The following is a 26,337-nucleotide window of genomic DNA, read 5'->3' as shown; positions in this document are numbered from 1 at the left end:
TCAACCACTTGCGCTTCAGATCTCTCGTCAGCGGGAGGCGAATTCTACAGCGTTACACGCTACTGTCAACACCTCTTTTTCAACTTCCTTCTAGCTTCGATGAACTGAAGCAACCTGCTGCCGAAAACTTCGTAACTCATTGTTTACCAAGGAGTTTTCCGTTTCGACTGCGCCGGAAGTGGGGCGAATTATAGGCTTCCAGAATCTGCCGTCAAGCATTGATTTGGTTTTTCTATCAAGGGCACAAAAACACGGCTTATATATAGACGCGCACACATCAATTGCGCAGTATATTGCCCAACACCAAGTACAACACTCAAGTTCCATACCCCGGACGGTGCCTCCCAATGAATGATCAGCCGCGCAGCCTTGCCTCGACCCTGTTTTCGGTCGGCCTGCTATTAATAGCCATGGCATCGATTCAGTCGGGGGCCTCGCTGGCCAAAAGCATGTTCCCTATCATTGGCGCCCAAGGCACCACCACCCTGCGATTGACCTTCGCCAGCGTGATCATGGTGTTGTTGCTGCGCCCATGGCGGGCCAAGCTCACCACAAAATCACTGCGCACCGTGATTGTCTATGGCATGGCACTGGGCGGTATGAACTTCCTCTTCTATATGTCCCTGCGCACGGTTCCCCTGGGTATCGCGGTTGCCCTGGAGTTCACCGGGCCACTAGCCGTTGCCATTTATGCTTCACGCCGGGCCATCGACTTCTTGTGGATAGCGCTGGCCGCTGTCGGCTTGCTGCTGTTGATACCGACGGGAGCAACGGCGCAAGGTATTGATCTGCTTGGGGCCGGTTATGCACTGGGGGCAGGCGTCTGCTGGGCGCTGTACATTCTTTTCGGGCAAAAGGCCGGTGCCGACAACGGTGTGCAGACTGCCGCCCTGGGTGTGGTGATTGCCGCACTGTTCGTCGCTCCGATCGGCATTGTTCATGCGGGAGCGGCGCTGCTGACCCCATCCTTGATTCCGATCGCCATCGGTGTCGCCGTACTGTCCACGGCCCTCCCCTACACACTGGAAATGGTCGCCCTCACGCGCATGCCGGCCAGGACCTTCGGCACATTGATGAGCATCGAACCGGCGGTGGGCGCCTTGTCCGGTTTGTTGTTCCTGCAGGAGTTCCTGTCTTTGTCACAATGGATGGCCATCCTGTGCATCATTCTGGCTTCCGTGGGGGCCACCATGACCATGGGCAATGCCGCCAAGCCCGCCGTTGCAGCCGATTGACGACCGGTTTTGCACAGGCTCTGGTATTTGCCGCTCAATTAGGCCATGTTTAAGCCCGCAACCCAGTGTCAGAAATGGATTTTTTCAGGACAGGGACTTCAAACCGCTTCATGTGCAAGCGAATACCGCCAGACCGGGCGACAGATCCGGGAACGCTACAAGGATAGCAATGAAACGAATTTTGATACTGATCGCCGTTCTTGCCGTTGCGGGCTGCGCGGCGACCTCCAAACCCCAGACCAAACACGGCAAGAAAGGCATCCACATCAACTGTTCGGGGCTGTCGTCCTCATGGGACCAGTGCTACGCCAGCGCCGCCAACTCGTGCGCCCCCAAGAACTACAAGGTCATCGCCAAATCCGGCGATGCCGTGGAAGAGCCAGGTGATTACCCGTTCGGGCTCAACCCCGCGGGCTATACCAGCCGCAGTATGATCGTCATCTGCAAATGACCTGAAGCCACTGTCAGGCCCGCGGGCCTGACAGCTGGCGGCCAATCTCCTCATGGCTGGACTTCAGCACCCTGCGCTGCAGGTCCGGCGTGACCAGCATTCGCGCTACCACCAAGGCACCGATGCATTGGGACAGAATCGCCCAGGCCAGGCTGTCGCTCTCCAGCACCCGCGCCCAACTCTCCTGCAGCTGGCAGATCCAGTGCTCGGCCTGCTGTCGAATCAGCGGATCGGAGCGAGCAATCTCGGCGCCCAACGCCGGTAATGCACAACCGGTTTCCGGGTGCTCGACGTGGGACATGCTCAAGTAGAGCTTGAGGCAACGCTCGAATTTGTCGCGATCCTGATCAGCCCTCAAGCGCTCCAGGCTTTGTCGCAACTCACGCTCGACAATGGAAGCGAACAGCTCGTCCTTCGACGCGAAGTGACTGTAGAACGCGCCACCACTCAAGCCGATGGCTTTCATCAAACCGTCGACCCCCACCGTGGAAAAACCGGATTGCTTGGCCGACAGTGCGCTGCTTTGCAGCAGTTTCTCTCGGGTTTCCAGTTTGTGACTGGCTGAATAACGCATTGCCCTTCCCTCAAGTTCGATCATCTTGACGCCTGTCAAATCGTAGCATAACGTTCGTTTAGTTAACGATCGTTTACTAAAGAGGTCCAGGCAATGAATAACAAAAAGGTCGTACTGGTTGTCGGTGCGGGAGATGCCACGGGTGGCGCCATTGCCAAACGGTTTGCACAGGAGGGATTCGTGGCCTGTGTGACCCGTCGCAGTGCGGACAAGCTCCAACCTCTGGTCGATGCCATCAATGCCTCCGGCGGTGAGGCCCACGGCTTCGCCTGCGATGCCCGCAAGGAAGACGATGTGGTTGCACTGGTCGAGCAAATCGAAAGCGATATCGGGCCGATCGAAGCGTTCGTGTTCAACATCGGCGCCAACGTGCCCTGCAGCATTCTCGAAGAAACTGCCCGCAAGTATTTCAAGATCTGGGAAATGGCCTGTTTCTCAGGCTTTCTCAATGGCCGGGAAGTGGCCAAGCGCATGGCCAAGCGGCAACGGGGCACTATCCTGTTCACCGGCGCCACTGCCGGTTTACGCGGTGCTGCAGGCTTTGCCGCGTTCGCCGGGGCCAAGCACGGGATCCGTGCGCTGGCGCAAAGCATGGCTCGGGAACTGGGGCCGATGAACATTCACGTCGCCCACGTCGTGGTCGACGGCGCCATCGACACCGATTTCATTCGTGACAGCTTCCCCGAGAAGTACGCAACCAAGGACCAGGACGGCATTCTCAACCCCGAGCACATCGCCGAGAACTATTGGTACCTGCACAGCCAGCCGCGCGACGCCTGGACCTTCGAGCTGGACCTGCGCCCCTGGAGCGAACGCTGGTAATCCTTCCTTACGACAACAAGAAGAGTGCATCGACCATGAGCAAAACCGTGGAGTTCTATTTCGACCTGGGCAGCCCCGCCACCTACCTGGCGTACACCCAGCTACCGAAGATCTGTGAGCAGACCGACAGCCAGCTGATCTACGTGCCAATCCTGCTCGGCGGCGTGTTCAAAGCCACCGGCAACGCTTCCCCGGCGACTATCCCTGCCAAGGGCCGCTACATGTTCATAGACTTGGATCGGTACGCCAGACGCTACGGTGTGCCACTGAAAATCAACCCGCACTTCCCGATCAACACACTGCTGCTCATGCGTGCCGTGACAGGCATGCAGATGCGTCACCCTGAGCGCTTTGCCGCATTCATCGATTGCCTGTTCAAGGCGCTTTGGATCGAAGGTCGAAACCTTAATGATCCGGCCACTGTCGGGGCAGTACTGAGCGAAAACAGTTTCGACCCGCAAGAAATCCTGGCCCTGACCGTCGACGAGGATGTCAAAAACGAGCTCAAGGAAACCACCGAAAAAGCCGTGCAACGCGGCGTATTCGGCGCGCCGAGCATGTTTGTCGGCGATCAGCTGTATTTCGGCCAGGATCGACTGGACTTTGTCATCGAAGCCCTGGGTTAAAAACCCGAGGACCCGATCGACTACGTGAACCGGGCGCTGGAGACAGCGCCCGGGCTGCATCCATCAAATAGCCGCAGTGCGAGTGTTCAACCACTCCAGTGCAGCGCCGTCGAGCAACGGGCTTAAACGCTCGCGCACTTCGGCATGGTAAGCGTTGAACCACTGCTTTTCCTCTTCGCTCAGCAGCGAGGTTTCCAGGCAGCGCGTGTCGATAGGGCACAAGGTCAGGGTTTCGAACTTGAGGAATTCACCGAATTCGCTGCTGCCTGCCTCACGGTTCATCGCCAGGTTCTCGATGCGCACACCCCAGCGCCCTGGACGGTAGGTGCCGGGTTCGATCGAGGTGATCATGCCTGGCTGCATCGCGGTTTGCGGCGCGGGTGCAGCCTGGTAGGCAATCACCTGCGGCCCCTCGTGTACGTTGAGGAAGTAGCCGACGCCGTGACCGGTGCCGTGACCATAATCAACGTTTTCGGCCCAGATCGGCGCCCGAGCGATGGCGTCCAGCAATGGCGACAGGATACCTTTGGGGAATCGCGCACGGGACAGCGCGATCACGCCCTTGAGCACGCGGGTGCAATCGTGCTTCTGTTCTGCCGTCGGTGTGCCGACCGCCACCATCCGCGTGATGTCGGTGGTGCCACCCAGGTACTGGCCGCCGGAATCGATCAGCAACAAGCCGTCACCCTCGATCACCGCGTGCTCTTCTTCCGTGGCGTGGTAATGGGGCATCGCGCCGTTGGCGTTGAACGCAGCAATGGTGTTGAAGCTCAGCGACACATAGCCCGGCCGACGTTCACGCGCTGCGGTCAGTTTTTCATCGATGGTCAGTTCGGTAATACGCTCTTGGCCCCAGGCCGATTCGAGCCAGGTGAAGAATTCGCACAGCGCTGCACCGTCCTGCTCCATGGCCTGGCGGATGTGTTCGGCGTCGGCCAGGCTCTTTTGGGACTTGGCCAGGGTGGTCGGATTCAGGCCTTCGAGCAGTTTGACACCGCTGTCGAGGTTATCCAGCAGGCCCGCCGTTACCCGCGCCGGATCGACCAGCAGGCTCGCCCCCGTCGGCACCGCGCGCAGGGCGTCGGCCACTTCGCTGTAATCGCGCAGGGTCACGCCATCCTGCTCCAGCACCGCACGCAACTGCGCATCGACCTTGCTCAGCGCGACGAACAGCGTCGCCTGCTGCTGGCTGATCAGGGCGAAAGAAACAAACACCGGGTTGAACGACACATCGCCGCCGCGCAGGTTGAACAGCCAGGCGATGTCATCCAGGGTGGCGATGAAATGCCAGTCGGCACCACGTGCCTGCAGGGTTTCGCGCAGCTTGGCGAGTTTTTCGCCACGGCTGACGGTGGCTTGCGGCGGCAGGTGCTGGTAGATCGGTTCGTTCGGCAGGCTTGGGCGGTCGCTCCAGACTTCGCTCAACAGGTCGATGTCGGTGCGCAGGCGTGCGCCCCGCTCTTCAAGCTTGCTGCCCAGCGTGCGTGCGGAAGCCACCGCCATCACCGCGCCATCGACCGCGACTACGCCGCCTTGCGGGGTTTGCTCGGCCAGCCAGTCCAACGGACCCGGTTGCCCGGGTTGCAGCTTGACCAACTCGATGCCACTGCCCTTGAGTTCCTTGCTCGCCTGCTCCCAGTAACGGCTATCGGCCCAGACGCCGGCGAAATCCGCGGTAACGATCAGGGTGCCGACCGAACCGTGGAAGCCGGACAACCATTGACGCCCTTGCCAGTAACCCGGCAGGTATTCGGACAGGTGGGGATCGGCCGACGGCACCAGCAAGGCATGGATACCCTCCCGGCTCATCAGCTCGCGGGTTTGCGCCAGGCGCTGGGGCACTGACCCGGTGATCGTAAACTGCGTATTCATCGTGACTCCTGCTAACCACTCGTCATTATTGTTCAGTGCCGATCAGGGTCGGCGCTTTATTGCCCTATTGCCAGAATGCCGGAGCACTGGCGCAGGCGGTTTTAATCAGCTGTACCGCTTGATCGATATCCTGTTCGGTGGTGAAACGCCCCAGGCTCAAGCGAATGGTGCGACTCGCCGTACGGGCATCATGCCCCAGGGCCAGTAGCACATGGGATGGCGCATTGCTTGCGGAATTACAGGCCGAGGTCGCGGAAAACGCCATCGAGGCGAGCAATGCCGCCGAGTTGAACTCGCCTTCACTGAAGGTCAGGCTCAATGTATGCGGGATGCGTTGGGTGGGACTGCCATTGAGCCGCACGCCCGGAATGCTTAGTACTTGTTCAAGCAGACGTTCGCGCAGATGCACGATCAAGGCTTTTTCTTCATCGAACGAGGCCGCTGCCAAGGCAAAGGCCGCGCCCATCGCGGCAATCTGGTGGGTCGCCAGGGTACCGGAACGCAGGCCGCCTTCATGGCCGCCGCCGTGGATCTGCGCCAGCAGGCGTTGCTGCGCACGCGGGCCGACATACAGCGCGCCGATGCCTTTGGGGCCATAGAGCTTGTGCGCAGAGAAGGACATCAGGTCCACCGGCCACTGCGCCAGGTCGATCGCAACCTTGCCCGCGCCTTGCGCCGCATCGACATGAAACAACGCGTTGCGCTCGCGCACCACTTGACCGATGGCCGGGATATCGTTGACCGTGCCCAGTTCATTGTTGACCAGCATCAGCGACACCAGGAAGGTGTCCTCGCGCATGGCTTCGCTGACCGCTTGCGCGGTGATCAGGCCATCGGCGTCCGGCACCAGGTACGTCACCGCCACGCCGCTGTCCTGCAACTGCCTGGCGGTATCGAGGATGGCCTTGTGTTCGATCTGGCTGGTGATGAGGTGGCCGCAGGCAGAGCCGCGTGCCTGGGCCACCCCCTTGAGGGCAAGGTTGTTGGATTCGGTGGCGCCGGAGGTCCAGACGATCTGTTCAGGCGTGGCGCCGACCAGTTCGGCGACCTGGCGCCGCGCCTGCTCTACCGATCGCCGGGCCTGTTGGCCAAAGGCGTGGGAGCTGGAAGCGGGATTGCCGAAGTTACCGTCAAAGCCCAGGCACTCGACCATGATCTTGATGACTCGCTCATCCACCGGCGTGGTGGCGGCGTAGTCGAAATACAGCGGACGTTTATTCATAAAAGACTCGCAGAGCGTGTTCCGGGATCAGGAGGCTCATGACTGTAAACGGCGAAACGCAGCCTTATGAGCTGCGTGCGGTTTTCAGAAGGTTACCAATACCTGATCGGATGCCGTTAAAGAAGAACAACTTCATTTAAAAGTGCGTCGGAACGCTCCTGAAAAGCCAGCTTAACAGGCATCGGGCAAGCGGTTGAAGCAATGCGTCAACTAAAGCTTTCGAGCAGAATCGGATACAGCGACGCCACCAGCAGCGCGGCCATGCCCCAGTTGAACAGGCGCAACCAGCGCCGGTCCTTGAGAACATTGCGCAACAGTGTGCCGCAAGCAGCCCAGACACCGACGCTCGGCAGGTTGATCAAGGCGAACACCGCAGCGATCACAAACACGTTGGTGAAATAGCCCTGCATCGGTGTGTAGGTGCTGATGGCTCCGATGGCCATGATCCAGGCCTTGGGGTTGACCCACTGGAACGCGGCGGCGCCCAGGTAGCTGATCGGCTTGGCCTCGCCTTTGCCGCTGTCCGAGACGGGCCCGGAATGGGCGATTTTCCACGCCAGGTACAGCAAGTACGCCGCACCGACGTAGCGCAGCACGGTGTAGAGCACAGGATACGCCTGGAACACCGCGCCCAGCCCGAACCCCACTGCCACGACCAGCACGAAGAATCCGCAGGTGATGCCCAGCATGTGGGGGATGGTTCGATGAAAGCCGAAGTTCACCCCGGATGCCAGCAACATGGTGTTGTTCGGACCGGGTGTGATCGAGGTGACGAGGGCAAACAGGGCAAAGCCCAGCAGCAGATCGAGTGAGAGTGTCATCGGTGGCAGTCCATCGGGGTCAGTCAGGTATTGACCCTATCGCGAACTCCCGGGGAAACCCATGGACAGTTGGGTGAAAGTTCAAGCGGTACAGTTTTCGCTCAGCTCTGGCGTCCGTGCAGCTGTACAGTTCGTTCGGCGTTCATTTCACCCTGTTTATCGAAACCAAAGGTTTTGCGTGGCTCGCCAAGCAATTCGGCTTTTTTCGCGTGGTATTCGTCGAAGGACAAGCCGCGGCGATTCAATGCTTCCAGCGCCAGCTCCCGGGTTTCTTCAGCGGTGTAGGGACGCAATTCCGGGGAAACATGACTGGCACATCCGGCAAGTACAGAGACCGCAAGCAGCAAAAAAGTGGCGATTAGAGGTTTCATCTTCGGCGTCCTGGCATCGTGTTCGGGGCAATGAACACAGGCTACTCGCGCCTTTGTCCGAGCAGAAATCAACGCTCTCGATAGTGGCTATCGGGTTTTTCTAATGCAGCCGTTGCAACGCCTTAATATTTCTTAACGATCTATAAATATAGCTTTATTGTATTTTTAGGAATAACAGACAACCTTTATAACAATTGCATCCACTGTTGCCCACGCAACAGTCATTCAACAAACAGCCCCTGAAAATCAACAGCGCGGCCCGCTCAAGGCGCTGAAAGCCCGGTAATCCGGGGCCTCAAAGGATTGGTACAGCTCTTGCTCAAACTGGTGACTACTCACGGGCCTGCTCAAGCACCTGTTCGATCTGATCGACCTGAATGCGCTGATCGACACACCGGTCCTGCTGGCAGCCACCGGTGGCAGCGAACGTCACGCGCTGGTGCTCGATCATCAACTGCGCCCGCTGTTCAGTTTCTTCCAGGCCTTGACCTTGCCGATTGGCGTGTATGCCACCGAAGCCGATTTCTCCAATTACCAAATAACCAGTGATCCCTGTAGGAGCCAGGCTTGCCGGCGATGAACGATAACGCGATGCATCAGATACACCGCAGCGCCTGGTTCGCCGGCAAGCCTGGCTCCTACAAGGCCGTGTCGATTCCAAAAGAAAAACAGCGTGACCGCCAAACCGCAAAGCGCCCTGATATCCCCATTGCAGACCGCCCGCCAATTGGCCGCCGAGTTTGCCTTGACCGCCGTCGAGCGCGACGAACGCGGCGGTACGCCCAAGGCCGAGCGTGATGCCCTGCGCAACAGCGGCCTGAAACCCTGGGCATCGTGCGCGAGTTCGCCAAGGTCGACAGTTCGATTGCCCACGTTTTCGGTTTCCATCACCTGATGCTCGCCACCGTGCGCCTGTTCGCCCGGCCCGAGCAATGGCAGCCGTGGTTTGAACAAACCGCACGCAAGAACTGGTTCTGGGGCAATGCCCTCAACCCGCGTTCACCGGCGCCCTGAGCGCCAAGGCCGGCTGGATCGAGGAAGCCAACGGGGGCACCTTGTTCCTCGATGAAATCGGCAGGTCAAGTTAATGCGCGTGTTGCAGGAGCGCGAAGTGGTGCGCCTGGGTTCGCGCAAGAGCATTCCCATCGATGTGCGCGTGCTCGCGGCCACCAACGTGCAACTGGAAAAAGCCATCAACGCCGGGCACTTTCGCGAAGACCTGGATTACCGGCTCGACGTCGTCAGTCTGGAGCTGAGCCCGCTGCGCGACCGCCCGGGCGACATCCTGCCGCTGACACGTCACTTCATCAACGCCTACAGCCAGCGCCTCGGTTACGGCACCATCACCATCAGCAAAGAGGCCGAACTGAAACTGCGCAGCTACAGTTGGCCGGGCAATATCCGCGAACTGGAAAACGTGATTCACCACACCCTGTTGATTTGCCGCAACGGCGTGATCGAACGCGATGACTTGCGCCTGTCGAACATGCGCATCGAGCGTCAGGACGACTACCACACCCAGGTCGACGACTGCGCCGAAGCCCTGCTCGACCGGGCCTTCCAGAAGCTCTTCGAACAACAGGCTGGCGCGCTGCATGAAAAAGTCGAAGATGCCTTGATGCGCGCGGGCTATCGGTTCAGCCATTACAACCAGGTGCACACCGCCGCCCTGCTGGGGTTGAGCCGCAACGTGACCCGCACGCGCCTGATCAAGATCGGTGAACTGGCGGTGAACAAACGCCGGCCCACGGAAAACATTCAGGGCGAGCGCTTGATGCAGCTGTCGATCTAACCCACCAGATTGCAGTGCAACCCGTGGTCGTGGCTGCGTTCCAGGCTGTGTAGCACCTGGAACGAGCCGAAGGTCACGGTCTTCGCCTGATGGGCGCGGATCAATTGCCAGAAATCCTGTTCCCCGCTTTCAAACGCCTGAAACGCCGCCTCCCCCGCCTCGCGGGTTTGCCATTGCAGATAATTGAGTACCCGCCGTCCGTCCTCGCTGGCCTGGATGCTGGCACTCAGAAAGCCGCTGTGGTGCTGGGCCAGACGCTCGGTCTGCTGTGACAGCGCTTGCACCAGCGCCGGCTGCTGCTGCGGTTCGATTTCGAATTCGATCAGTTGGGTGAAGCTGCGATGTTTCGCTGGCGCGTGCATGGATAGTCCCCCACTCAGGTGCAAGGCGAATCTTGCGATCCGAAGGCGTGCAGGGTAAAACCTCCAGTTAACTAGAGGTCAAGGGGCAATCTGCAAATGATCACTTCAGAGAATCTGCACAAAGAGCTCAGCGTCGGCCAATTGGCCGCCCGCAGCGGTGTCGCGGTCACGGCGCTGCACTTTTATGAATCGAAGGGGTTGATCAAGAGCAATCGCAACCAGGGCAATCAGCGACGCTATCCACGGGAAGTGCTGCGCCGGGTGGCATTGATCAAAGTGGCGCAGCGGCTGGGCATTCCGTTGGCGGAGATTGGCGAGGCGCTCAAATCCCTGCCGGATCACCGTGCACCGACGGCGGCGGACTGGAAGGTGCTGTCGGCGCAGTGGAGTCGGGATCTGGATGAGCGGATCAATCAATTGACGTTGTTGCGCGACAAGCTCAATGGCTGCATTGGCTGTGGGTGCTTGTCGATGGAGGCCTGTCCGTTGCGTAATTTTGGGGATGTGCTGGGGGAACAGGGGCCGGGGGCGCAGCTGCTGGAATCGGGGATCGATCCAAGAATGAATTGAGCCCTTCGCGAGCAAGTCGGATCGCGAAGGAGTACTACTCGACGAAGATTAGAACCCCGGCGCGATTTGGCCTTTGTAGCGGGTCAAAATGAACTGCCGCACCTCATCGGAGTTCAACGCCTTGGTCAGTTTCTGCAGGCCCGGGTCGTTGATGTTGTCCGGCCGTGCCACCAGGAACTCGATGGCGCGCCGCCGAATTCCCTGGGCACGGTGATGCCCCACAGGCCACCGTTGGAATACAGGTCGACGATCTCGGCAGGCACCTGGCGTGTGCGGCCGCGCTCGGCATCCTGTTCCAGCAGGATCGCGGCGACCTGCTCGGCCACCTGCAGCGCTTCGGCTTCGTCGGCGATCCGGTGGGCGGCCGGCGGGTTGATCGGATAAACGGCAGATTGGGACATACAAGACTCTCGATACAGGTGTTTATCGAAGGTCATTGCAGCTTCTGTGCCTGACTGTGTGGGGCAGTGTTTAAAGAGGTTCCAGGGCGTTTTCAAGGGATTTCGCATGACGAAGGCAAGCAATCTGTTGCTTCACTGTTGATGGCTGAACAGTGACGATGAACCCTGTAGGAGCTGCCGCAGACCGCGAACTTTATGGAAACTTGAAACATGCTGACGATCAAAACAAAAGATCGCAGCCTTCGGCAGCTCCTACAATTGTCCGGCTGGAGAGCGATCTTCGTCTCACTATAAAAAGGAGAACCATCATGAGCGTCAAACCGATTCCAGAGGGTTATCACAGCATCACCCCGTACCTGGGCATTCAAAAAGCCGCCGAAGCCATCGATTTCTACAAAAAAGCCTTCGGCGCCATCGAGGTCATGCGCCTGGCCATGCCCGACGGCGGCATCGGCCACGCCGAACTGCGCATTGGCGATTGCCCGATCATGCTCGGCACTCCGTGCGATCAAGGGCCGTTGAGCAATCCAGACAACTCGCCGTCGGTGGGCCTGCATCTGTATGTGACCGATGTGGACAAGTCCTACAAACAGGCCATCGATGCTGGCGGCATCGTGGTTTCAGAGGTCAAGGATCAATTTTACGGCGACCGTTCCGGGACCTTGAGGGATCCCTACGGGCATTTGTGGTTCCTGGCCACGCGTAAAGAGGATCTGACCCAGGAGCAGATCGAGCAGCGGGCGAAGGAGATGTTCCAGCAAGGGTGAAATCTGCGCGGCCTCGTCGTCGGAACGCCGGGTGGCGTTCCGACGAGGGTCTGGCGAAACACGAAACATTTTCTTTCATATCACCCTTCGGGATTTCGGGTGCTCATTCGTCCTATATAGATGCAGTCCTGTCGCGTAGGAAAAACCGCGACCGGACCGTCCATTGACCTCATCGCTGCGAAGCCCGTAGCAGAGGCCTTTCATCGATATAAGACGCCTTAATCATGTCGAAGAAATCCCGTTCAAAAATCTGGTTCCTGGTCCACAGCTGGCTGGCGCTGCCGATCTGGTTTTTCGTGCTGATCGTCTGTGTGACCGGCACGCTGGCGGTGGTCAGCCAGGAAATCGTCTGGCTGGCTAATCCGCAAATGCGCGCCAGCCAACCTGCGGATGACGCGCCACGGCTCAATTACGATCAGATCGTCGCCGCGATCAAGCAAGCCGAGCCCGACATCATCGTCGACAGCATCAGCCGCCCCGACGAAGCGCATTTCGCCCTGGACGTGCGCGTCAACTACCCCGATGGGCGTGAGTTGACGGTGTACGTCAACCCCTACACCGGTGCCATCCAGGGCCCCGCTCCGCAATTCAACTTCCAGGCGTTCACCCGTGCCCTGCATGGCTGGTGGCTGGTGCCGTTCACCAACGGCTACAGCTGGGGCTGGTACCTGGTGTCGTTCCTCAGCCTGCCGATGCTGGCCTCCCTGGTGACGGGTCTCGTGGTGTACAAGCGCTTCTGGAAAGGCTTTTTCCGGCCAACCCTGCGCATTCGCCATGGCGCACGGATTTTCTGGGGCGATTTCCACCGCCTCAGCGGCATCTGGTCGATCTGGTTCATCGCGGTCATTTCCGTCACCAGCACCTGGTTCCTGATCGAAGCGTTCATGTTCGATAACCAGATTTCCATCTCCACCGCGCCTGTGGCGGCCGTGGTCCCGCGCGAAAGCGTGCCACTCATCACCGATGGCTCGCCGGCGCCGATGATCAGCTTGGAAGCAGCGATCCGCGAGGCCAAGGAACGTATCCCGGGGCTCGACGAGAGCTTTGTCAGTATGCCGGCCAACGCCTACAGCTACCTGTCGGTGGGCGGGCGCAGCTGGTATCCGCTGATGTTCCAGACCGCCGACATCAACCCGTACACCGGCGAAGTCGCCGCCACGCGCCTGCTGTCGGACCGCTCGGGCCTGGAGTTCGTGACCGAATCCATGCGTCCGCTGCACACCGGTGATTTCGGCGGGATCTGGATCAAGCTGATCTGGTGCTTCTTCGGCCTGTTGTTGAGCATGATGGTGCTCAGCGGCCTGTTGATCTGGACCAAGCGCACCGCGCTGGCCACGGCCAACGCGCTCAAGCGCAACAACAAACGCCCACGCAACGAGTCTGCCACGGCCAGCAGCGCTGAAACCACGGAGGTTAGCCAATGAGCCAGGTCGCCACTCAAGCACCCCGTTCGACGCTGAGCCGCTTCTGGCACAAATGGCGTTTCCACATCAACGTTTTGCTGTTGCTGGTGCCGCTGGGCTTCATGCCCAAATACTTCGCCGATGCCGCGCTGTTTCGCGGTGACACGGGCCTGGGCGAGCGGGAAATCGGCGAAGTCCAGGTCGGACCCTGGAGCCTGCGCCTGGCCGAGCTTCGTAATGAAGCACCACGGCCCGATGGCCCGGCCGGCTATATGAAAAACTTCAACGCCGCGCTGTGCGACAGCTGCCGCGAGCAGGTCAAGGCGACTTACCTGCGCATCGGCAAGCCACGCAGCTTGCGCGCCGCCGGGGTGATTTTCTTCGGCACGCCCTACCGCATGGGCGCCATGCTGCCGGTCCCGACAAAAACCAAGGCCGACGCCGAACTGTGGATCACCATGGAAGGCTGGGATGGCTCCATGCATCAGGCATCCATTCCTCTGAGCCAGGCCTCCCCCGCCACCCTCGCCTGGCTGTCCACCCAAGGAGGCAAACCATGATCAAACCTATCCGCCCTTTGCGCGCCGCGATGCTGGTGCTCAGCGCCGGCTTCAGCGCCAGCGCCCTGGCCCACAACCCGATGTGCGAATGCAAGGCCATCGACGCCGAGCAGATCCAGTGCACCGGCGGTTTTTCCGACGGCAGCGGTGCACCGGGCGTGACCCTGGACGTGATCGGCTACGACGAAACCATCCTGGTGCCGGGCAAGCTCGGGGCCGACTCGACCTTGACCTTCAAGAAGCCCGGGGCCGAGTTCTATGTGCTGTTCGACGCAGGCCCTGGCCATGTGGTCGAGATCGACCAGGCGGACATCGAAACCCCATGAGTACGCCAACCAGCCAAATCGTCCGCCCGGCCGGCGCCGGCCATGAAACCCTCTACGTCTTGCTGTTGTGCCTGATGATCCTGGCGGTGGCCGGCTCGGTGGTCGCCTGGCGCGGCGAGTCGCAGCCAGTGAGCAGCGTCAACAGCCATCAACTGGATGCCCGGCGCGATCTGAGCGCCTCCGAACAAGGCATCTACGCCGATTTGCGCGTGACGCTGGATGAGATTCACCTGCTGCGCCAGGAACAACACAGCCTGCCGACACCTGAAACCCTCGCCGATGAAGGCTTTGCTCCCTTTGCCCAGGATGCCAGCTCGGTCAGCCGCGGCGGCCATGCCTGGCAGTTGCTCGACACCAGGGCGTACTTCGGACGGAGCCTGCGCGTCACCGTGGCCGGCTCGTTCCTGATGCGCCTGAGTGCTGGCGACGACGCCCCGGACATCTGGCTCAACCGCGCCGCCGACCTCAAGGCCCCTGGCGACCTCAGCGACGCCACGCTCGAAGGCACCGGCTGGCAGCAGGTCGTCGCGCAATTCGACGCCGGCGTGACCCGCCAGCACCGGCACTGAACCCTCGCCTTCACCCGAGAGAAGACCGATTTCCCATGCCAATTTCATCGCTACGTTCTTTCCTGCGCCTGTCACTGGTCGGCCTGCTGGCCTGCCTGCTGACACCCCTGGCCAGCGCCGATGAGGCCAAGCGCCTGCGCATCGGCATCACCCTGCACCCCTATTACAGCTACGTGGCCAACATTGTCGGCGACAAGGCCGAGGTGGTGCCGCTGATTCCCGCCGGCTTCAACCCCCACGCCTACGAGCCACGGGCCGAGGACATCAAGCGCATCAGCGGGCTCGACGTGATCGTTCTCAACGGCGTCGGCCATGACGACTTCGCCGACCGCATGATCGCCGCCAGTGAAACACCAAACGTGCCGGTGATCGAGGCCAACGAAAACGTGCCGCTGCTGGCCGCCACCGGCGTCGCCGCGCGTGGCGCGGGCAAAGTGGTCAACCCGCACACCTTCCTGTCGATCAGCGCTTCGATTGCCCAGGTCAACAATATCGCCCGCGAATTGGGAAAACTCGACCCGACCAATGCCAAAACCTACACCGAGAACGCTCGTGCCTACGGCAAGCGCCTGCGCAAGATGCGCGCCGACGCGCTGGCCAAATTGACCGAGGCACCAAATGCCGAGTTGCGCGTGGCCACGGTTCACGCCGCCTACGATTACCTGCTGCGCGAATTCGGCCTGGAAGTGACGGCGGTGGTCGAGCCGGCCCATGGCATCGAACCCAGCCCGAGCCAGTTGAAAAAGACCATCGACCAACTGCGTGAACTGGACGTCAAAGTGATCTTCTCGGAAATGGATTTCCCCTCCACCTATGTCGACACCATCCAGCGCGAATCCGGGGTGAAGCTGTACCCGCTGTCGCATATCTCCTACGGCGAATACACCGCCGACAAGTACGAAAAGGAAATGACCGGCAACCTCAACACCGTGGTGCGGGCGATTCAGGAGTCCGGGGCATGACAGCGCAAGAAAACCTGGCCGTACAGAGTAGCGGCCCGACTCTGGATTTCGCCGACGTCAGCCTGACCCTCGGTCGCACGACGATCCTCGATAAAGTCACTTTTCAAGTCCGTCCCGGCAGCGTGCATGCACTGGTCGGCCCCAACGGCGGCGGCAAAAGCTCGCTGATCAAGACCCTGCTCGGGCAGATGCCGCACCAAGGCCGTTTGAGCCTGCAATGGCCGGGCGAACCGGGAACGATCGGCTACGTGCCCCAGGCGCTGGAATTCGATCGCGGCCTGCCAATGACCGTCGACGATTTCATGGCTGCGATGTGCCAGCGGCGCCCGGCGTTCCTCGGTTTGAGCAAGCACTACGTGAAGGCGATTGGCGATGCGCTGGAACGGGTCGGTATGCAGGACAAGCGCAAGCGGCGCATGGGCGCACTGTCGGGTGGCGAGCGCCAGCGAGTGTTGTTGGCGCAAGGGCTGATTCCGGCGCCGCAACTGCTGGTGCTCGACGAGCCGATGTCGGCCCTCGATGAAGCCGGCATCCGGGTGTTCGAACGCTTGCTGGGCGACTGGCGCGCAGCGGGCATCACCGTGCTGTGGATCGAGCACGATCTGGAGGCGGTCGGACGCTTGGCCGATCACGTCACCGGGCTGAACCGCCGAGTGCTGTTCGACGCTACGCCGCAACAGGCGCTGACCCCTGATCGCCTGCTGACCTTGTTTTCGACCCATCCACGGAGCGCTGCCTGATGAGTTACGAAGCCTTTCGTTTGATGGTGCAGGGCTGGGCCTCGTCGGGTTACCTGCCAGAGGCGCTGGCCTATGGATTTGTGGTCAACGCCTTGCTCGCCGGCCTGTTGATCGGCCCGGTGCTGGGCGGTCTGGGCACCTTGGTGGTGGTCAAGCGCTTCGCGTTTTTCTCCGAAGCGGTGGGTCACGCAGCGCTGACCGGCGTGGCCATCGGCATCCTGCTGGGCGAGCCCTACACCGGGCCCTACGGCAGCCTGTTCGGCTACTGCCTGCTGTTCGGCATCTTGCTCAACTACCTGCGCAACCGCACAGGTCTGGCGCCGGATACCTTGATCGGTGTGTTCCTGTCGGTGTCGTTGGCGCTGGGTGCCAGCCTGCTGTTGATCCTGGCGGGCAAGATCAACGTGCACATCCTCGAGAACGTGTTGTTCGGTTCGGTACTGACGGTCAACGGCAATGACCTGCTGGTGCTGGCCATCGTCGGTTCGCTGGTCATGGCCCTGGCCTTGCCGCTGTACAACCGCATCATGCTCGCCAGCTTCAACCCGCAATTGGCGGCGGTGCGCGGGGTGGCGGTGAAGTCACTGGATTATTTGTTCGTGATCCTGGTGACGCTGATCACCGTCGCCGCCGTGAAAGTCATCGGCGCCATCCTCGTGGGTGCGTTGCTGGTGATACCGGCCGCGGCGGCGCGCCTGCTCAGCCAGTCACTGAAGGGCTTCTTCTGGTGCTCGGTGCTGATCGCCACGGTGAGCACGCTGTGCGGGATTCTCGCGCCGATTGTCTTTGACCTGCCGATCCCGTCCGGTGCCGCGATCATCCTGATGGCCGGCATCGCCTTCGCCCTGGCCGCCATCGCGCGCGGCGTCGTCCCCAGCCTCAAAGGGAACCTTGGATAAATGTCATTTTCTCTGCGACAACTGACCCTGGCGCTCGCCCTGTGCGGGCTGGCCACTACAACCGTCGGCGCTGACAGCAGCAAACCGCTGCGGGTGCTGGCTTCTCTGCCCATCACCTACGGCCTGGGCGAAGTGCTGCTCAAGGGTACCGATGTCAGCCTTGAGCGCGCGGCGCCAGCCAACCTGCCCGGCAGTCGCCAGACCGCCTACTTCACGGGCCGTGGCGCTCCAGCGCTGGCAACGCTGGCGACCGGCGCCGATGCGGTGATCGGCGTGCGTTCGCTGTGGCCAGACGATCCGTTGTACCCGATCTCCCGGCGCAGCAATATCCGCATCATCGAAGTCGATGCCGCACGACCTGTGGATGGTGCCCTGCCCGGCATTGCCGTGCAGCCGGGCAACCAGGTCGATGGCTTGAACAGCCAGCCCTGGCTGGCCAGCAACAACATGGGACGCATGGCCGACGTGATGGCCGCGGACCTGGTACGCCTGGCCCCCGCTGCCAAGCCTGCGATCGAGGCGAACCTGGCGGCACTCAAACAGCGCTTGCTCAAACTCAGCGCCGACAGCGAAGCGCGCCTGGCCGCCGCGGACAACCTAAGCGTGGTGAGCTTGAGCGATCACTTTGGCTACCTGATCGGTGGGCTTAACCTGGAGTTGGTCGGGCTGGATGCACGGCCGGATGCCGAATGGACGCCAGAGGCACTCAAGACACTGGCTGCGACGCTCAAGGACAATGACGTGGCGGTGGTGTTGCACCACCGGCAGCCCCCAGACGCGGTGAAAGCGGTGATTGCCGAGGCCGGGAGTCGGTTGGTGGTGTTGAGTGTCGACGCCGCCGATCCGGTGGCCGAGCTGGAAGGGGATGTGGATCTGCTGATCAAGGGGTTGAGCGGCGCGTAGCGCCAGACACCAAAGCGCCTGGCTCGCCTGTCGTTGTAGGAGCCAGGCTTGCCGGCGAACCAGACACCGCGGTGTATCTGTACGCCCGCGTTATCGTTCTTCGCCGGCTCGCCTGGCTCCTACAAGCGCAGGCGCTGACTCAGTGCGCCACAGCCGCCTGCTCGTCCATCTTCTGGCGCAGGCTCAGCGGACGCATATCGGTCCAGGTCTCTTCGATGTAGGCCAGGCATTCCTTTTTCAGCCCACTTTTGCCCACGGTACGCCAGCCCTCGGGTACGGCTTTGTAGTCGGGCCAGATCGAGTATTGCTCTTCGTGGTTGACCACGACCTGAAAGAGGATGTCCTCGCGGTCGAATACTGACGTCATGCTGTCTCTCCATCGCTGTTAGGGTGGGCTGCACGCTGTGTGCAGCCGCTATGTAGAAGGAACGTTCCAGGGCTCGGAAAATTTAGAGGCTGGCGGTGGCAGCGGCCAGGGCCCTGCCGAAAATCTCGGCCACCCGGTCGATTTCCGTGGCGGTGATCACCAGCGGTGGCAGGAAGCGCACCACGGCACCCTGGCGGCCGCCCAGTTCAAGGATCAAGCCGCGCTTGAGGCATTCGCGCTGCACCAGTGGCGCCAGTCGCGCAAACGCCGGCGGATGCCCCAACGCATCCGGTGCGCCGGTCGGATCGACCAGTTCCACACCGAGCATCAGGCCTCGACCTCGAATATCGCCCAGCTGCGGGAAATCCCGCTGCAGGATGCGCAGGTGCTCGCCCAGGCGCTCGCCCATGGCGGCGGCATGTTCGCAAACCTTGTGCTCGACCAGGTAACGCATCACGGCAGAACCGGCGGCCATCGCCATCTGATTGCCACGGAAGGTCCCGGCATGGGCGCCCGGCAGCCAGGTGTCGAGCCAGTCGCGATAGACCACCACAGCCAATGGCAAGCTGCCGCCGATGGCCTTGGACATCACAACCACGTCCGGAATGATCCCGGCGTGCTCGAAGGCAAACATCTTGCCGGTGCGGGCAAAGCCGCTTTGAATCTCGTCGACGATCAACGCCACGCCGGCTTTTTCGGTGATCCGACGCAAGCCGCACAACCAGTCGAGATCGGCCGGGATCACCCCGCCCTCTCCCTGCACCACTTCAACGATCACTGCCGCCGGCAGTTGCACGCCGGCCTCGGGATCGTTCAACAGGTTTTCCAGGTAGTTGAGGTTGGCGTTCACCCCCTGCGCGCCACCCAGGCCAAACGGGCAACGGTAATCGTAAGGGTACGGCATGAACTGCACGCCGTTGCTGAGCAAGGCGCCCAAAGGCTTTTTCGGCCCCAGGCTGCCCATCAAACTCAGCGCCCCCTGGCTCATACCGTGGTAACCGCCCTGGAACGACAGCACGGTGCTGCGGCCGGTGGCCGTACGCACCAGTTTCAGCGCGGCTTCCACCGCATCGGTGCCGGTGGGGCCGCAGAACTGGATCTTCGCTTGCGCAGCCAAGGCTTTGGGTAACAAGCCGAACAGGTCCTGGACGAACTGATCCTTGACCGGCGTGGTCAGGTCCAGGGTGTGCAGCGGCAGTTCGTCGGCCAGCACGCGCTGGATCGCCTCGATTACCACCGGATGGTTGTGCCCCAGGGCCAGCGTCCCGGCGCCGGCGAGGCAATCGATGAACGTGCGGCCTTCGACATCTTCCACATACAGGCCCTTGGCGCGCTTGAGTGCCAAGGGAATGCGTCGCGGATAACTGCGCGCGTTGGACTCCTGCTGGCTTTGACGGGCCAGCAACGGCGATTCGTTGAACTGATAAAGCGTCTCGGCCGGCACCGGAATGATCCGGGCCGACTGGTCTTGCACAAGCCTGGAAGCGACTGACATCTCTCGACCCCTCAAAAAGGTTTTCCTGTTGTGGAAACGCATCAGGAGTCCGAGTATTTAGACCTCAGGCAACGCTTTGTGCATGGGGATGGCATACAGGCCTGCTACCGCGAACGCCTGGGCATACGCCTGATAACCCAGGCGCCTGTAAAAGGCTTCGCCGGTGCGGGTGCTGTTGAGTCGAGAATGACGCAGTCCCTGTTCGATCAACCAGCCTTCGAGATCGCGTACCAGGGCCTGCCCGACCCCGCGACGAAACCATTCCGGCAGTACGTAACAGAACGCTACCTTGCCGCTGCTGGCGGCCATGGCGACACCCACGGGCTTGTTCTGCAACAGGGCGATGTTCAGGTACAACCGCCGGTCGGTGAACCAGGGAAGGATGTGTTCGACGGTCTTGTTGTGGGTCCAGTTGGCCACGGTTCGCAGGTTGTTGCGGTGGTCGAGCACGCAACCGACCCGGATGGAGCGCTCGATGATGCGACTGATGATGCCAGCGTCGGCCGGGGTTGCCTTGCAGGTGTGTACGGATGCTTCCATGGTGTGCTCACCTCAATCCATTGAGTAGGAGCAACGATAGTCGTGCGGGATCCGGGCGGCCAATCGACAGGAGTTACATTTGATGTGCGCCCGGGATCCGTCGGGTTTTATGTGGTTCGTTACACCGGTTGCAACGGCATCGTCAGCTCCACCCGCAAGCCATCCGGCCGGCTGTCGAAATGCAGGGTGCAGCCGCAGCGCTGGACGATCGCCTGGACAATCGCCAGGCCGAGGCCGCAGCCGTTGCTCTGGCCGTTGCGCCAGAAGCGTTGGGTCAGGTGTTGCAGGTCGTCATCGGCAATGCCCGGGCCATGGTCGCGCACCACGAACTGCACGCGGTTACCGGTGGTTTGCAGGCTCAGCTCCACCGGCCCGTCGCCAGGCGTATGACGCAAGGCGTTGTCCAGGAGGTTGCGCAGTGCGGCGATCGACAGCACCGAGGGCATTTTCACCGGGGCGTGGGAAACCCTGGTCGGCAGCTGGAGCCTGATGCGTTGACGATCGCCACCGGCCGTGTCCTGTATCGCCAGTTTTGCCACCTGCTCGGCATTGCACTGCACGCCATCGTCAAACGACAGGCTGCCCTCGACCCGTGCCAGCAACAGCAGTTGCTCGAGGGTGCGATGCAGGCGGTCGGCGCCCTCTTCGGCCCGGGCCAGGGATTGATCCCGGGCCGCGCCTTCGGTCATGCGCGCCACTTGCAGGTGAGTCTTGATCGCGGTCAGCGGGCTGCGCAATTCATGGGCTGCGTCGCCGGTCAGCCGGCGTTCGCGTTCGATGGTCTTGCCGATGCGCTGGAACAACTGGTTCTGCGTGTCGAGCAAGGGTTGCAGTTCGCTGGGCAACGGCTGGACCTGCAAAGGCTCCAGGGAGTCGGGGCTGCGGCGCATCAAGGCGTCGCGCATGCGGTTGAGCGGCGCCAGGCCCTGGCCGATGCCGAGCCAGAGCAGGCACAGGCAACCGAGCAGCGCCACGCCCACCGGCACCGAAGCGGCCAACAGGATCGACATGTTCAGCGCCTCGCGTTCGATCTGCCGGTCGGCCGTGGTGATCCGCAGGTCGCCACGGGCCAGGGTGAAACTGCGCCACGGCGCGCCGTCGATGATCTGGTCGTGGAACCCCATTTTCTCGGCTTCGAGGGTTTGCCCCGGATCACTGTGGCTGCGGGCAAGGATTTCACCGCGCAACGAACTGACCTGACAAGCCATGCCACCGGGAATGTTCAGTTGCTCGGCACTGAAATGGGTGCCCTCGCCCTTGCTCGGCAACGGTGGCAATTGCTCCATGAGCCCGGCGACCATGCGCGCCGAAGCCACCAGGCGCTGGTCGAGGGAAAACATCATCTGGTTGCGCAGGTCGCTGAGCATCCAGGCTGCGGCCAAGGCCCAGATCAGGGCAAAAGCGCCACCGAGCGTCAGGCTCAGGCGCAAACGCAGGCTCATCACTTTTTCAGTTCCTCTGCGCCATCGGCCGGCCCCAGGCGATAGCCCAGGCCGCGCACTGTTTCGACAATGCCATTACCCAGTTTGCGCCGCAGGTGATGGATATGCACGTTGAGGGCGTTGCTTTCCAGTTCGTCGTTGAATCCGTAGACGCTGTCTTTCAACTGCTCGGTGGACAGCACCCGGCCACGGTTGTGCAACAAGGCTTGCAACAGTGACTGTTCACGACGGGAAAGGTCCACTGGCTGACCACCAAGCGTGGTTTCGCGGCTGCTCGGGTCGTAAGTCAGGGCACCGTGCTCAATCAGGTTGACGCTGCGACCCGCCACCCGCCGCAAAAGCGTGTGCAGGCGCGCGGCGAGTTCGCGCAGGTCGAACGGCTTGAGCAAATAATCATCAGCACCGGCCTGCAGGCCATCAACACGGTCGGTGACCGAATCCCGGGCGGTGAGGATCAGCACCGGAATCTCCAGGCCATGATGGCGCAACTGCTGCAACAACTTCAGCCCATCTTCATCCGGCAAACCGAGGTCGAGGACCATGACGTCGAATTCGGCGACCTTGAGCATCGCCCGCGCCGCCGATGCGGTGGCGACATGTTCCACGGTCAGGCCCTGGGCTGTCAGGCCGGCAACGATGCCGCTGGCAATCAACTCATCGTCTTCGCAAACCAGTACGTGCATGGAAAGCCTCGTGTAAATAACGCTATTAGGCCGGTGACCGATTAAGCGGACATTATGCCGCAAGTGCCCCAGCCACAAGGCGGCCAGGGTTAATCATCGGTTAATCGCCACCCCCCATTGTGCAGCTCACTTGCTAAAGGATAAGGCTTTTCCATGCGTCAGCTGTTTCTACTCATCGCCCTGCTGTTTTCCGGCCTGACCCAGGCTGGCAGCAATCCGTTCGAGACAAAACCCGACTTTCTCCCGGTCGGCAACGCGTTCGTTTTCACTTCAGAACGCCTTGAGTCCGGTGAAACCCAGCTGTTCTGGCAGATTGCCGATGGCTATTACCTGTATCAGAAGCGCTTGAAATTCGACGGTTTGCCTGTCGACCAGCATCCCGCGTTGCCGGAGGGTGAATCTCACAGTGATGAATTCTTCGGCGAGCAGCAGGTTTATCGCCAAGGCCTTGAGCTGAAAATCCCGGCAGGCGCGACGGGCCAGATCAAGGTCGGGTTCCAGGGCTGTGCCGATGCCGGCCTGTGTTATCCGCCACAAACCCAGGTCGTGGATCTGGGTGGTCAATCCCTGACGGGCGCGGTGGGCGAAGCGCCGGACCAGGCCCTGGCCAGCAACCTGCAGCAACGAGCACTGGGCTGGAGCCTGTTGGTGTTCTTCGGGCTGGGCCTGTTGTTGGCATTCACCCCGTGTTCGCTGCCGATGCTGCCCATTCTGGCCGGGCTGATTGTCGGCAGCGGCGCTACGCCGAGGCGCGGCGTGGCCCTGGCCGGCAGTTATGTGGTGAGCATGGCGCTGGTGTATGCGGCGATGGGCGTGTTGGCCGCATCCCTCGGGGCGAACCTGCAAGCCTGGTTGCAAAACCCTTGGCTGCTGGGCAGTTTCGCGGCGATTTTCGTGCTGCTGGCATTGCCGATGTTCGGCTTCTTCGAGCTGCAACTGCCGGTGGCCGTGCGTGACCGGCTGGAAAACGTCTCACGCAATCAGCGTGGTGGCAGCCTGGTCGGCGCCGGTGCGCTGGGCGCGTTGTCCGGTCTGCTGGTCGGCCCGTGCATGACCGCGCCCCTGGCCGGAGCGCTGCTTTATATCGCGCAGAGCGGCAACGCGCTGCACGGTGGCTTGATTCTGTTTGCCATGGGCATCGGCATCGGTGTGCCGTTGCTTCTGCTGGTGACGGTCGGCAATCGCTTCCTGCCCAAACCTGGCGCCTGGATGAACCTGCTCAAGGGCATCTTCGGCTTCCTGTTCCTCGCCACGGCGTTGCTGATGCTGCGCCCGGTGCTGGATGAATCCCTGTGGGTCGGCTTGTGTGGTGCATTGCTGGTAATCGCGGCTTATAGCGCGTGGAAGCAGTCGGACGGTTTTGGTCGCATCGCTCATCTGTTCGGCACCACCTCGCTCCTGCTGGGTTTGTGGGGCAGTCTGTTGATGATCGGCGCGGCGGGGGGCAGTGATGACCTGTTCAAGCCGTTGCAGGTCTTTCGCGCTTCCGGCTCGGCCGTGGCCGCCGTGCCAAGCGGCCACGACGCCTTCACCACGATCAAGGACCCTGCGGCCTTGCAGCGGGAACTCGACGCGGCACAAGCGCAGGGCCAATGGGTGCTGCTGGATTACTACGCCGACTGGTGCGTGTCGTGCAAGGTCATGGAAAAAAAGGTGTTCGGCAAAGCTCGCGTCCTGCAAGCCTTGAGTGACGTGCGCTTGCTCCGGCTGGATGTCACCGCCGACAATGCCGCCAGCCGCGAACTGCTCGGCCGTTATAAAGTGCCAGGCCCACCGAGCTTGCTGTGGATAGGTGCCGACGGCATCGAGCGACGCAGCCAGCGCATCACCGGCGAGGTCGATGCCGACACTTTCCTGCAACGCTGGACCACCACCCGAGACGCCCGTTAATGCTGACTTTTACCCTCGGCACCTTTGCCATCGCGCTTAACCATCTGCTGCTGATCAGTGCCTTGGTGTTGGCCACATTCGTCGGTTGGCGGGTGGCCAAGCGCGGTGGCGAGAACCCCGAGTCGGTGCTGTTCAGCCTGTTCCTGATTGGTATGCTCGCGGCGCGGATCGGTTTCGTCGCCGTTTACTGGGCGCACTATCGCAGCGATCCCTGGCAGGTCATCGACTTGCGCGACGGCGGTTTCCTCGCCTGGCCTGGGGTCATCGCGCTGGTGCTCGCCACGCTCTACCGTGGCTGGCGTCGCCCGGGCCTGCGCCGTCCATTGGGCTTCGGCGTGGCCAGCGGCCTGGCGTTCTGGTTGCTCGCGACCTTCTCGCTGAGCATTTTTGAACAAGGCACGCGCCTGCCGGACATCAGCCTGCGCAATTCCGCCGGTGAAACCGTGCAATTGGCGGATTACAAGGGAGGCCCGCTGGTGATCAATCTCTGGGCCACCTGGTGCCCGCCTTGCCGCCGGGAAATGCCGGTGCTGGAACACGCCCAGCAACAACGCCCCGACCTGACCTTCCTGTTCGTCAACCAGGCCGAAAGCATGCAAAGCGTCAGCACGTTCCTGGAAACCCAGGGGCTGAGCCTGTCCAACGTGCTGTTCGACGGCGGCAGCCGCCTGGGTCAGGCCGTCGGCTCCATGGCCCTGCCAACTACGCTGTTCTATAGTCCCGACGGTCGCCTGCTGGGCAGTCATCTGGGCGAGTTGTCGCAAGCCAGCCTGGCCCGCGCCCTGGAAAACTTCGATTCCGTACCTGCCACTTCTTCAAGGAAATTGCCATGCCCCGCCTCCGCCACCTGCTGACCCTGAGCCTGGGTGCCGCCCTGCTGCACCTGCCAACGGTGCAGGCCGAAGAGCTGCCCGAGGCGATCAAGAAGATCGAAGCCAAGGGCGCGAAAATCGTCGGCCAATTCGACGCCCCCGATGGCTTGCGCGGCTACGCGGCGCAATACCAGAACCGCGGCATGGCACTGTACCTGACGCCCGATGGCAAGCACGTTTTGCTGGGTAACCTGTACGACGCCGAAGGCAATGACCTGAGCAGCGCGCCGTTGCAGAAACTGGTGTACGCGCCAATGTCCAAGGAAGTCTGGGCCAAGATGGAAACAAGCAACTGGATCGCCGACGGCAAGAAGGATGCACCACGGATCGTCTACATGTTCAGCGATCCGAACTGCCCTTACTGCAGCATGTTCTGGGAACAGGCGCGGCCGTGGGTCAAGGCCGGCAAGGTGCAGTTGCGGCACATCATGGTCGGGATCATTCGTGAGGACAGCCCGGGCAAATCCGCTGCGCTGCTCGCCGCCAAGGATCCGCAAAAGGCCCTGTACGACCACGAAGCCGCGGGCAAAAGCAGCTCGCTCAAGGCCTTGAAGGATGTGCCTGCGGCGATTCAGGCAAAACTCGCGGCCAATATGCAACTGATGGAAGACCTGGAGCTGCAAGCCACGCCGGCGATTTTCTACATGGATGACAAGGGCGAGTTGCAGCAACAGCAAGGGGCGCCGGCGCCGGACAGGTTGGCGAAGATTCTTGGGCCGAAGTAACTTCGCCGTTGATCGTTCCCACGCTCTGCGTGGGAATGCAGCCCGGGACGCTCCGCGTCCCTTCAACAGCCGAAC

At 61.4% G+C, this 26,337-nt stretch carries 28 protein-coding genes and 5 pseudogenes; 20 read left to right on the top strand and 13 right to left on the bottom strand.

Annotation, left to right across the window (positions count from 1 at the left end):
• The first annotated feature begins 347 nt into the window (after window positions 1-347).
• Together rhtA and ACIO0C_RS17230 are read left to right on the top strand one after the other, a co-directional pair.
• Entirely contained in the window at window positions 348-1,235 is an 888-nt protein-coding gene (gene rhtA / locus ACIO0C_RS17235) for a threonine/homoserine exporter RhtA (protein ID WP_401313985.1), read from the top strand.
• 169 nt (window positions 1,236-1,404) lie between these two features.
• On the top strand, window positions 1,405-1,686 hold the full coding sequence (locus ACIO0C_RS17230) for a hypothetical protein (RefSeq protein WP_401313983.1): 282 nt from the start codon (window positions 1,405-1,407) through the stop codon (window positions 1,684-1,686).
• A 13-nt stretch (window positions 1,687-1,699) separates the two neighbouring features.
• Here ACIO0C_RS17230 and ACIO0C_RS17225 read toward each other — a convergent pair whose 3' ends face one another.
• On the bottom strand, window positions 1,700-2,260 hold the full coding sequence (locus tag ACIO0C_RS17225; protein ID WP_008056520.1) for a TetR/AcrR family transcriptional regulator: 561 nt from the start codon (window positions 2,258-2,260) through the stop codon (window positions 1,700-1,702).
• 93 nt (window positions 2,261-2,353) lie between these two features.
• Here ACIO0C_RS17225 and ACIO0C_RS17220 point away from each other — a divergent pair, with 93 nt between their 5' ends.
• A complete protein-coding gene (locus ACIO0C_RS17220) occupies window positions 2,354-3,082 on the top strand; it encodes an SDR family oxidoreductase (RefSeq protein WP_401313981.1) in 729 nt (242 codons plus the stop codon).
• A 35-nt stretch (window positions 3,083-3,117) separates the two neighbouring features.
• Window positions 3,118-3,708, top strand: coding sequence for a 2-hydroxychromene-2-carboxylate isomerase (locus ACIO0C_RS17215; protein ID WP_401313979.1), 591 nt, complete (start codon window positions 3,118-3,120; stop codon window positions 3,706-3,708).
• A gap of 63 nt (window positions 3,709-3,771) precedes the next feature.
• On the opposite strand, the gene ACIO0C_RS17210 is transcribed toward ACIO0C_RS17215, so the two are convergent.
• The 4 genes from ACIO0C_RS17210 to ACIO0C_RS17195 form a co-directional block, all read right to left on the bottom strand.
• Window positions 3,772-5,580, bottom strand: a complete 1,809-nt coding sequence (locus ACIO0C_RS17210; RefSeq protein WP_401313977.1) for an aminopeptidase P family protein — start codon at window positions 5,578-5,580, stop codon at window positions 3,772-3,774.
• Window positions 5,581-5,644: 64 nt separating this feature from the next.
• Window positions 5,645-6,802, bottom strand: a complete 1,158-nt coding sequence (locus tag ACIO0C_RS17205; RefSeq protein ID WP_401313975.1) for a cysteine desulfurase family protein — start codon at window positions 6,800-6,802, stop codon at window positions 5,645-5,647.
• Between the two features lie 206 nt (window positions 6,803-7,008).
• Window positions 7,009-7,623 carry a LysE family translocator gene (locus tag ACIO0C_RS17200; protein WP_401313974.1) on the bottom strand — a complete coding sequence of 205 codons (615 nt, stop codon included), beginning with the start codon at window positions 7,621-7,623 and terminating at the stop codon, window positions 7,009-7,011.
• 101 nt (window positions 7,624-7,724) lie between these two features.
• Window positions 7,725-7,994: a hypothetical protein gene (locus ACIO0C_RS17195; protein ID WP_401313972.1), complete on the bottom strand. Its 270-nt coding sequence runs from the start codon at window positions 7,992-7,994 to the stop codon at window positions 7,725-7,727.
• A gap of 340 nt (window positions 7,995-8,334) precedes the next feature.
• Here ACIO0C_RS17195 and ACIO0C_RS17190 point away from each other — a divergent pair.
• From ACIO0C_RS17190 to ACIO0C_RS17180, 3 pseudogenes are all read left to right on the top strand, one after another.
• Window positions 8,335-8,559 (top strand): annotated as a pseudogene (locus ACIO0C_RS17190) (NAD(P)H-dependent oxidoreductase); the annotation flags it as partial.
• A gap of 108 nt (window positions 8,560-8,667) precedes the next feature.
• Window positions 8,668-8,990: pseudogene (locus tag ACIO0C_RS17185) on the top strand (monooxygenase); the annotation flags it as partial.
• A pseudogene (locus ACIO0C_RS17180) lies at window positions 8,990-9,786 on the top strand (sigma 54-interacting transcriptional regulator); the annotation flags it as partial. The pseudogenes ACIO0C_RS17185 and ACIO0C_RS17180, both read left to right, overlap by 1 nt.
• Here ACIO0C_RS17180 and ACIO0C_RS17175 read toward each other — a convergent pair.
• Window positions 9,783-10,148: an antibiotic biosynthesis monooxygenase gene (locus ACIO0C_RS17175; protein WP_008056493.1), complete on the bottom strand. Its 366-nt coding sequence runs from the start codon at window positions 10,146-10,148 to the stop codon at window positions 9,783-9,785. The pseudogene ACIO0C_RS17180 and the gene ACIO0C_RS17175 sit on opposite strands and share 4 nt — an antisense overlap.
• 96 nt (window positions 10,149-10,244) lie before the next feature.
• Between ACIO0C_RS17175 and soxR the strand changes: the two genes are divergently transcribed.
• Complete coding sequence (soxR, locus tag ACIO0C_RS17170; protein ID WP_401313970.1) at window positions 10,245-10,718, top strand: redox-sensitive transcriptional activator SoxR; 474 nt, start codon at window positions 10,245-10,247, stop codon at window positions 10,716-10,718.
• Window positions 10,719-10,766: 48 nt separating this feature from the next.
• Here the strand turns inward: soxR and ACIO0C_RS17165 are convergent.
• Window positions 10,767-10,901: pseudogene (locus ACIO0C_RS17165) on the bottom strand (MetQ/NlpA family ABC transporter substrate-binding protein); the annotation flags it as partial.
• Window positions 10,895-11,119: pseudogene (locus ACIO0C_RS17160) on the bottom strand (SfnB family sulfur acquisition oxidoreductase); the annotation flags it as partial. The pseudogenes ACIO0C_RS17160 and ACIO0C_RS17165, both read right to left, overlap by 7 nt.
• A gap of 308 nt (window positions 11,120-11,427) precedes the next feature.
• On the opposite strand from ACIO0C_RS17160, the gene ACIO0C_RS17155 reads away from it, so the two are divergent.
• The 9 genes from ACIO0C_RS17155 (at window position 11,428) to ACIO0C_RS17115 (ending at window position 18,248) form a co-directional block, all read left to right on the top strand.
• Window positions 11,428-11,886 carry a VOC family protein gene (locus ACIO0C_RS17155; RefSeq protein WP_401313968.1) on the top strand — a complete coding sequence of 153 codons (459 nt, stop codon included), beginning with the start codon at window positions 11,428-11,430 and terminating at the stop codon, window positions 11,884-11,886.
• A 224-nt stretch (window positions 11,887-12,110) separates the two neighbouring features.
• Window positions 12,111-13,310: a PepSY-associated TM helix domain-containing protein gene (locus tag ACIO0C_RS17150; RefSeq protein WP_401313966.1), complete on the top strand. Its 1,200-nt coding sequence runs from the start codon at window positions 12,111-12,113 to the stop codon at window positions 13,308-13,310.
• Window positions 13,307-13,849: a thiamine pyrophosphate-binding protein gene (locus ACIO0C_RS17145; RefSeq protein ID WP_401313964.1), complete on the top strand. Its 543-nt coding sequence runs from the start codon at window positions 13,307-13,309 to the stop codon at window positions 13,847-13,849. Before ACIO0C_RS17150 ends, ACIO0C_RS17145 begins: the two co-directional genes overlap by 4 nt.
• Window positions 13,846-14,175: a hypothetical protein gene (locus ACIO0C_RS17140; RefSeq protein WP_401313962.1), complete on the top strand. Its 330-nt coding sequence runs from the start codon at window positions 13,846-13,848 to the stop codon at window positions 14,173-14,175. Before ACIO0C_RS17145 ends, ACIO0C_RS17140 begins: the two co-directional genes overlap by 4 nt.
• On the top strand, window positions 14,172-14,744 hold the full coding sequence (locus tag ACIO0C_RS17135) for a DUF6162 family protein (RefSeq protein ID WP_401313961.1): 573 nt from the start codon (window positions 14,172-14,174) through the stop codon (window positions 14,742-14,744). The genes ACIO0C_RS17140 and ACIO0C_RS17135 overlap by 4 nt, the downstream gene beginning before the upstream one ends.
• 35 nt (window positions 14,745-14,779) lie before the next feature.
• On the top strand, window positions 14,780-15,706 hold the full coding sequence (locus tag ACIO0C_RS17130; RefSeq protein ID WP_401313959.1) for a metal ABC transporter substrate-binding protein: 927 nt from the start codon (window positions 14,780-14,782) through the stop codon (window positions 15,704-15,706).
• Window positions 15,703-16,446, top strand: a complete 744-nt coding sequence (locus ACIO0C_RS17125; protein WP_401313957.1) for a metal ABC transporter ATP-binding protein — start codon at window positions 15,703-15,705, stop codon at window positions 16,444-16,446. Before ACIO0C_RS17130 ends, ACIO0C_RS17125 begins: the two co-directional genes overlap by 4 nt.
• Window positions 16,446-17,345, top strand: coding sequence for a metal ABC transporter permease (locus ACIO0C_RS17120; protein WP_401313955.1), 900 nt, complete (start codon window positions 16,446-16,448; stop codon window positions 17,343-17,345). Before ACIO0C_RS17125 ends, ACIO0C_RS17120 begins: the two co-directional genes overlap by 1 nt.
• A complete protein-coding gene (locus ACIO0C_RS17115) occupies window positions 17,346-18,248 on the top strand; it encodes a metal ABC transporter substrate-binding protein (protein WP_401313954.1) in 903 nt (300 codons plus the stop codon).
• A gap of 139 nt (window positions 18,249-18,387) precedes the next feature.
• Here the strand turns inward: ACIO0C_RS17115 and ACIO0C_RS17110 are convergent, their stop codons facing one another.
• The 5 genes from ACIO0C_RS17110 to ACIO0C_RS17090 all read right to left on the bottom strand — a co-directional run bounded on the left by ACIO0C_RS17110 (window position 18,388) and on the right by ACIO0C_RS17090 (window position 22,775).
• Complete coding sequence (locus ACIO0C_RS17110; RefSeq protein WP_128608950.1) at window positions 18,388-18,615, bottom strand: MbtH family protein; 228 nt, start codon at window positions 18,613-18,615, stop codon at window positions 18,388-18,390.
• A gap of 82 nt (window positions 18,616-18,697) precedes the next feature.
• A complete protein-coding gene (locus ACIO0C_RS17105; RefSeq protein ID WP_401313952.1) occupies window positions 18,698-20,110 on the bottom strand; it encodes an aspartate aminotransferase family protein in 1,413 nt (470 codons plus the stop codon).
• Window positions 20,111-20,167: 57 nt separating this feature from the next.
• Window positions 20,168-20,650: a GNAT family N-acetyltransferase gene (locus tag ACIO0C_RS17100; protein ID WP_401313950.1), complete on the bottom strand. Its 483-nt coding sequence runs from the start codon at window positions 20,648-20,650 to the stop codon at window positions 20,168-20,170.
• Window positions 20,651-20,769: 119 nt separating this feature from the next.
• Entirely contained in the window at window positions 20,770-22,095 is a 1,326-nt protein-coding gene (locus ACIO0C_RS17095; protein ID WP_401313948.1) for an ATP-binding protein, read from the bottom strand.
• Entirely contained in the window at window positions 22,092-22,775 is a 684-nt protein-coding gene (locus ACIO0C_RS17090) for a response regulator (protein ID WP_272603106.1), read from the bottom strand. Before ACIO0C_RS17090 ends, ACIO0C_RS17095 begins: the two co-directional genes overlap by 4 nt.
• A gap of 153 nt (window positions 22,776-22,928) precedes the next feature.
• Between ACIO0C_RS17090 and dsbD the strand changes: the two genes are divergently transcribed.
• Genes dsbD through dsbG form a run of 3 tightly spaced genes read left to right on the top strand, consistent with a single transcriptional unit; the run spans window position 22,929 to window position 26,262 of the window.
• Window positions 22,929-24,665: a protein-disulfide reductase DsbD gene (gene dsbD / locus ACIO0C_RS17085; protein WP_401313946.1), complete on the top strand. Its 1,737-nt coding sequence runs from the start codon at window positions 22,929-22,931 to the stop codon at window positions 24,663-24,665.
• Window positions 24,665-25,519 carry a prolipoprotein diacylglyceryl transferase family protein gene (locus ACIO0C_RS17080; RefSeq protein ID WP_401313944.1) on the top strand — a complete coding sequence of 285 codons (855 nt, stop codon included), beginning with the start codon at window positions 24,665-24,667 and terminating at the stop codon, window positions 25,517-25,519. The genes dsbD and ACIO0C_RS17080 overlap by 1 nt, the downstream gene beginning before the upstream one ends.
• Window positions 25,495-26,262, top strand: a complete 768-nt coding sequence (dsbG, locus tag ACIO0C_RS17075; protein WP_401313942.1) for a thiol:disulfide interchange protein DsbG — start codon at window positions 25,495-25,497, stop codon at window positions 26,260-26,262. The genes ACIO0C_RS17080 and dsbG overlap by 25 nt, the downstream gene beginning before the upstream one ends.
• The last annotated feature ends 75 nt before the right edge of the window (window positions 26,263-26,337 follow it).

Origin of the sequence: Pseudomonas sp. NPDC087336, assembly GCF_044744285.1 — a bacterium.
In the GTDB taxonomy this organism is placed as follows: Bacteria; Pseudomonadota; Gammaproteobacteria; order Pseudomonadales; family Pseudomonadaceae; genus Aquipseudomonas.
The sequence above is the reverse complement of the archived record's forward strand: the minus strand, read 5'-3'. Positions and strand labels throughout refer to the sequence as shown.

Coding starts and splice junctions, on each gene's coding strand:
- rhtA (WP_401313985.1), top strand. CDS start 348: ATGAATGATCAGCCGCGCAGCCTTGCCTCGACCCTGTTTTCGGTCGGC.
- ACIO0C_RS17230 (WP_401313983.1), top strand. CDS start 1,405: ATGAAACGAATTTTGATACTGATCGCCGTTCTTGCCGTTGCGGGCTGC.
- ACIO0C_RS17225 (WP_008056520.1), bottom strand. CDS start 2,260: ATGCGTTATTCAGCCAGTCACAAACTGGAAACCCGAGAGAAACTGCTG.
- ACIO0C_RS17220 (WP_401313981.1), top strand. CDS start 2,354: ATGAATAACAAAAAGGTCGTACTGGTTGTCGGTGCGGGAGATGCCACG.
- ACIO0C_RS17215 (WP_401313979.1), top strand. CDS start 3,118: ATGAGCAAAACCGTGGAGTTCTATTTCGACCTGGGCAGCCCCGCCACC.
- ACIO0C_RS17210 (WP_401313977.1), bottom strand. CDS start 5,580: ATGAATACGCAGTTTACGATCACCGGGTCAGTGCCCCAGCGCCTGGCG.
- ACIO0C_RS17205 (WP_401313975.1), bottom strand. CDS start 6,802: ATGAATAAACGTCCGCTGTATTTCGACTACGCCGCCACCACGCCGGTG.
- ACIO0C_RS17200 (WP_401313974.1), bottom strand. CDS start 7,623: ATGACACTCTCACTCGATCTGCTGCTGGGCTTTGCCCTGTTTGCCCTC.
- ACIO0C_RS17195 (WP_401313972.1), bottom strand. CDS start 7,994: ATGAAACCTCTAATCGCCACTTTTTTGCTGCTTGCGGTCTCTGTACTT.
- ACIO0C_RS17175 (WP_008056493.1), bottom strand. CDS start 10,148: ATGCACGCGCCAGCGAAACATCGCAGCTTCACCCAACTGATCGAATTC.
- soxR (WP_401313970.1), top strand. CDS start 10,245: ATGATCACTTCAGAGAATCTGCACAAAGAGCTCAGCGTCGGCCAATTG.
- ACIO0C_RS17155 (WP_401313968.1), top strand. CDS start 11,428: ATGAGCGTCAAACCGATTCCAGAGGGTTATCACAGCATCACCCCGTAC.
- ACIO0C_RS17150 (WP_401313966.1), top strand. CDS start 12,111: ATGTCGAAGAAATCCCGTTCAAAAATCTGGTTCCTGGTCCACAGCTGG.
- ACIO0C_RS17145 (WP_401313964.1), top strand. CDS start 13,307: ATGAGCCAGGTCGCCACTCAAGCACCCCGTTCGACGCTGAGCCGCTTC.
- ACIO0C_RS17140 (WP_401313962.1), top strand. CDS start 13,846: ATGATCAAACCTATCCGCCCTTTGCGCGCCGCGATGCTGGTGCTCAGC.
- ACIO0C_RS17135 (WP_401313961.1), top strand. CDS start 14,172: ATGAGTACGCCAACCAGCCAAATCGTCCGCCCGGCCGGCGCCGGCCAT.
- ACIO0C_RS17130 (WP_401313959.1), top strand. CDS start 14,780: ATGCCAATTTCATCGCTACGTTCTTTCCTGCGCCTGTCACTGGTCGGC.
- ACIO0C_RS17125 (WP_401313957.1), top strand. CDS start 15,703: ATGACAGCGCAAGAAAACCTGGCCGTACAGAGTAGCGGCCCGACTCTG.
- ACIO0C_RS17120 (WP_401313955.1), top strand. CDS start 16,446: ATGAGTTACGAAGCCTTTCGTTTGATGGTGCAGGGCTGGGCCTCGTCG.
- ACIO0C_RS17115 (WP_401313954.1), top strand. CDS start 17,346: ATGTCATTTTCTCTGCGACAACTGACCCTGGCGCTCGCCCTGTGCGGG.
- ACIO0C_RS17110 (WP_128608950.1), bottom strand. CDS start 18,615: ATGACGTCAGTATTCGACCGCGAGGACATCCTCTTTCAGGTCGTGGTC.
- ACIO0C_RS17105 (WP_401313952.1), bottom strand. CDS start 20,110: ATGTCAGTCGCTTCCAGGCTTGTGCAAGACCAGTCGGCCCGGATCATT.
- ACIO0C_RS17100 (WP_401313950.1), bottom strand. CDS start 20,650: ATGGAAGCATCCGTACACACCTGCAAGGCAACCCCGGCCGACGCTGGC.
- ACIO0C_RS17090 (WP_272603106.1), bottom strand. CDS start 22,775: ATGCACGTACTGGTTTGCGAAGACGATGAGTTGATTGCCAGCGGCATC.
- dsbD (WP_401313946.1), top strand. CDS start 22,929: ATGCGTCAGCTGTTTCTACTCATCGCCCTGCTGTTTTCCGGCCTGACC.
- ACIO0C_RS17080 (WP_401313944.1), top strand. CDS start 24,665: ATGCTGACTTTTACCCTCGGCACCTTTGCCATCGCGCTTAACCATCTG.
- dsbG (WP_401313942.1), top strand. CDS start 25,495: ATGCCCCGCCTCCGCCACCTGCTGACCCTGAGCCTGGGTGCCGCCCTG.